Consider the following 471-nt stretch of genomic DNA (forward strand, 5'->3'; position numbering starts at 1 on the left):
GCTTCCCGCTCGGCGCCTGCCTTGCGACCGAGAAGGCCGCGCGGGGCATGGGTTTCGGCGCGCACGGCTCGACTTACGGCGGCAACCCGCTCGCGATGGCGGCGGGCATGGCGGTGATGGACGCGGTCGCGAACGACGAATTCCTCGCCGAAGTGACCGAAAAGGGCGAGCGCATCCGCACTCGCCTCGAACAGTTCATCGGCAACTATCCCGACCTGTTCGAGCTGGTGCGCGGCAAGGGGCTGATGCTCGGCATCAAGATGAAGGTCGAGAGCCGGCCGTTCTTCGTCCACCTGCGCGACAACCATCAGTTGCTGACCGTCGCGGCGGGCGACAACACGCTGCGCGTCCTGCCGCCGCTGGTGATCGGCGACGCCGAGATCGAAGAGTTCTTCGACAAGCTCTCGGCCGGCGCCGCGGACTATGTCGTGCCCGGAACCGCCTGATGGCCACCCGTCATTTCCTCGATCT

The 471-nt window shown here is 66.7% G+C and carries 1 protein-coding gene; it reads left to right on the plus strand.

Annotation, left to right across the window (positions count from 1 at the left end; translation table 11 throughout):
• Positions 1–446: aminotransferase class III-fold pyridoxal phosphate-dependent enzyme (locus tag J5M56_RS24985; protein WP_207938060.1), on the plus strand; the 446-nt coding region annotated here is incomplete at its 5' end.
• Positions 447–471: the final 25 nt, after the last annotated feature.

Origin of the sequence: Pseudomonas sp. 51_B, from assembly GCF_017491595.1 — a bacterium.
In the GTDB taxonomy this organism is placed as follows: domain Bacteria; phylum Pseudomonadota; class Gammaproteobacteria; order Pseudomonadales; family Pseudomonadaceae; genus Aquipseudomonas; species Aquipseudomonas promysalinigenes.